General features: G+C 70.4%; 3 protein-coding genes. All 3 read right to left on the minus strand.

Annotated features, from left to right (window positions below; translation table 11 throughout):
- Positions 1-370 precede the first annotated feature (370 nt).
- Positions 371-1,570, minus strand: a complete 1,200-nt coding sequence (locus tag QK444_RS33565) for a Cmx/CmrA family chloramphenicol efflux MFS transporter (protein WP_282786049.1) — start codon at positions 1,568-1,570, stop codon at positions 371-373.
- A gap of 314 nt (positions 1,571-1,884) precedes the next feature.
- Positions 1,885-2,457 (minus strand): TetR/AcrR family transcriptional regulator, encoded by a 573-nt coding sequence (locus QK444_RS33570; protein WP_282786050.1) that lies wholly within the window; start codon positions 2,455-2,457, stop codon positions 1,885-1,887.
- A gap of 99 nt (positions 2,458-2,556) precedes the next feature.
- A partial coding sequence (locus QK444_RS33575; protein WP_282786051.1) for a glycoside hydrolase occupies positions 2,557-4,106 on the minus strand: 1,550 nt, incomplete at its 5' end.

Consider the following 4,106-nt stretch of genomic DNA (forward strand, 5'->3'; position numbering starts at 1 on the left):
CCAGGAGCCGACGAGTCCGGAGCCGACGAGTCCGGGAGCCAACGAGTCCGGGAGCCAACGAGTCCGGGAGCCAACGAGTCCGGGAGCCGACGAGTCCGGGAGCCGACGAGTCCGGGAGCCGGCGGGTCCTGGGCCGACGACTCTCGCGACACAGGTCGAGTCGGACCGACGCCAATCCGGACGAGTCCGACCGACGCACGGTGGTCAAGGAGCCGCCGCCGGGACCAACTCGGCGCGGCGGTCCTTCGGCGCTGGCGTGGATGGTGCGTCGAACCGAGATTTCCTGGAAGACGTCGCGACGCCGAGAGCACGGTCCGACTCGACCCCTCGTCGGTCGGACTCGACCCGAGCCGGCGCGACCGCGATCCCGCTACGCGCGCACCGATATCGGCTCCGCATCGAGCACGGCACCGCCCTCGGCGGGCACGGCGCGTGCGGCGAGCGCGCTCGACCAACCGACCACGGCCAGTGCGGCGGCACCCAGGGCCACGCCGATCCAGGCGAGTGCCGGATAGTCCCAGTGCGCGCCCAGCACCAGGCCGCCCAGCCACGGGCCGACGGTGATGCCGACATTGAACGCCCCCACGTTCCCGGCGGCACCCAGGGTGGACGCGCCCGGGGCGAGGGTGAAGACGCGGCTGTTGAGCACCGGATTGACGCCGAAACCGAACGCGCCCAACAGGAATACCAGCAGCACGACCGGCACGACGTGGTGTGCGGTGAGCGCCAGCAGCGCCGAGGTGACGGTCAGACCGGCGATCCCGACCGTGAGACTGCGCAGCGGGTGGGCGTCGGCGGTGCGACCGCCCACCATGATTCCCAGGCAGCTGCCGATCCCGTAGACGGCCAGGACGACGGGCACCCACCTCTCGGCCATCCCGGTGGTCTCGGTGAGGAAGGCGGCGAGGTAGCCGAAGGTGACCATCAGCGCGGAGATGGCCAGCGCGGTGGTGAGGTAGAGCAGCCAGACCGGCAGGGTGGCCAGCGCACGCACCTCGGTGCGCACGCGCGGCGCGACGGCCGGACGCACGTCCGGAACCTTGGCGATGACACCCGCCATGGCCGCGATCGACAGCACCGCCACCGCCCAGAACGCGGCCCGCCACCCGAGATGCTGTCCGATGACCGTGCCCGCGGGCAGGCCGACGACGGTCGCCACGGTGAGACCGCCGGCCACCACGCTCAGCGCGCGCCCGCGCGCGTTGTCCGCCACCAGACCGACCGCGGTCGCCACGGCCACCGACCAGAACCCGGCGTAGACGAAGGCGGCGACCACGCGCGTCGCGAACAGCACCCCGTAGTCCGAGGTGAGCGCGCCCAGAACGTGTGCGGCGGCGAAGACGGCGAGGAAGGCCAGCAGTGCGGTGCGGCGCGGCCAGCGCAGGGTGGCGACGGCCAGGATCGGCGCGCCGAGCAGCATGCCCACCGCGAAGGCGGAGATGAGCAATCCGACCTGAGGCACGGAAACACCGAGGTCACTTGCCATTTCGGTGAGCAGCCCGGCGATCATGAGTTCGGATGTGCCCTGGGCGAATATGGACAGGCCCAGGATGTAGACGGCCACTGGCATCGGAATTCCCTTCGGTTGTCGGACAGCAAGTTTTGGATCAATTGGTTCAAAATGAGGGCGGCACGATCCGCGCGGGTCGCCACGGGGCTAACCGCGCCGGGCGCTACGTCGGATCGAGTGACATCTCCGTCGAATCGGGCCGATGAGCCGCCCTGTCGCCCCGGAACGGAGCGAGAATCAGAGCTGATTCACCAACCCGCGCCACCAGCGACTCGGCTTCACCAGCGACTCGGCTTCACCGGCAACTCGGCTTCACCAGACACCCGGCTTCACGGGTAACACGGCTTCACCGGCGCTCAGCGCCGAGCGCCGGTTCACAGGCAACCCAACGCCACCTCGGCAATGGCGGCCAAGGCCGACCGATCCGCACCGCCCCGGGCGGCCACCCGCATACCGCCGATGGTGGCGACGACGAACCGGGCCAGATCGCGGGGGTCCCGGTCGCCGCTGATCTCCCCCGCGCGCTGCCCCTCGGCGATGGCGGTGGCGAGGGCGAGCAGCCGCCGCTCCTCGTCGGCACGCAGCAACCGCGCGATCTCCGGATCACGCTCCCCCAGTTCGACGGTCGCGTTCACCACCAGACACCCCAGCGGATCCCCCTCCGGGGCATCGATGATGAACTCCAACAGCCGCGCGATCCGGTCCCGCACCGGCCCCGGCCCGTCGAGCACCGCGAACGTATCGGCGTTCTTGTCCGCCATGTACCGCCGCAGCGCCCGCTGGAACAGATCATGCTTACTGCTGAAGGTGTTGTAGATACTGCTGCGCCCCAATCCGGTAGCGGCACAGAGTTCCTGGGTGGACGTGCCGTCGTAGCCCGCACGCCAGAAGGCCCGCATGGCGGCATCCACCGCCCGCTCCTCATCGAACTGCTTGGGTCGCGCCATGCGACCGACGCTAGCACGTTTTGTATTGACCAGTCCAAAACGGGTGTCGGAGCCCCGGTCGTCCCGACGGGCCGCGGTGGCGTTCCCGATCGTCGTCGCTCATGCGGCCGGACACAGGCGACGCGCGGTGGTGTCGCCCGTCAGCGCGGCGTCCACGCAACCACCCGGCAGCCCGTCGTGCTCGGCGGTGCCGAAATTGGCCGTGACGGTGAGGGTGCCGTCGCCGAAGACGGTGCGCTGCACCAGGTGGTCGTCGGTGAGCCAGCGGAAGTCCGTCATGGGGAGGGTGCCCGCGGCCTCGTGCAGGGGTGCGAAGAAGCGTTGCAGGCGGGCGATGTCGGGGCCGCGTTCGGCCAGGGTGTCGCCGTCGAGCACGAAGTTCAGCGGGGTGTTGTTCAGGATGGCGGTCAGAGCCCGCATCGTCTGCTGTTGCGGCAGTTTGTCGTAGGACAACTCCCAGCGGTCGGTGTTGACGATCGAATCGTGCAGCACGGTTTCGTACAGGGGCACCCGGTAGACCGGATCGAACATGGCCCGCGCCAGCTGGTCGGGCAGCACGACCGGCTGGAAGTAGGTCCGCGGCGCGTTCGCGGGCGCGTAGCCGCCCCAGACCGTGCGATCGCGCTGGAATGCCCACAGCCGGTCCGAGACCGGGGTCTGCGCGCCATGGTCGAAGTCGAGCACCGGCGCCGCCCACGCACCCGCGGATTCCGAGCCGAGCACCTGGCCGCGGTCCTCGGCGAGCCAGCGCAGGCGGGCGAGCCGATTGTCCCGGTCCCGGCGCGCGGTCATCGGGTGATCGACGCTGTGGTCGTCGAAGAATTCTCCGGCCGCGTCCACATCGAGGAAGTAGGTGTTCGCGCCATTGCCGGTGACCTGCGCGTAGCGGTCCCGGTACAGGCCCGGATCCTGGTACAACGCTTGGGAACTCAGGTAGCAGCCCCGGCCGCCGAAGCCCGTCTCGGGGGTGCCGTCGGCCGCGCGGACGCAGCCGTCCGGCCAGGTGGAGCCCGGCCAGCGCGAGCCGGGATTGTCGGCGGTCGCCGGATCCTGCGCGTTGGCCCACGAATCATAGGGCCCGGCAAGGTATCCGGCGTTCTTCGCGGCCGCGACGGCCGCCGCGCTCTTGGGCGACTCATCGGAGTCGTAGCCGAGCCACATCCGGGTGATGCCCAGCTGCCGCAAGCGCTCGACGGCCTCGGGCGTGCGCGCCTCACCCCACACGTAGGCGTGGAACGCACCGAGCAGCCGGGCCACCTCCGGATTGCGCGCGATCTTCGCACGCAGCGAGCGGAATTCGCCGTGCCGCAGCAGCCAGTCGCGATAGTCCCGCGCGGCTGCCACGGGGGAATCGTCGGTGAGCGCGAAGGTGACCGTGTAATCGCCGGTGTCGCCGCGATCGTCGAAATCGTGTGCGGCAGCGGCTGTCAGGCGGCCGTCCACCGACCGCACCGTGAGCGTGCTGCCGATATCGGTGGGCACCAGGTAGCTGACACCGCGCCCGTCCAGCCGATAACCCCAGAACGGCATGGTGAGCCCGGAGGTGAGCGTGAGCGGGCTGTCCACCAGCCCCGCGTCCGGCCCGTTCCAGAACGGATCCCGCACCGGCAGCGACAGGCCCTCGCCCCGCGGGATCTGCAAGGACCGCG

The sequence above is a fragment of the Nocardia sp. CC201C genome, from assembly GCF_030010695.1.
Classification (GTDB): domain Bacteria; phylum Actinomycetota; class Actinomycetes; order Mycobacteriales; family Mycobacteriaceae; genus Nocardia; species Nocardia otitidiscaviarum.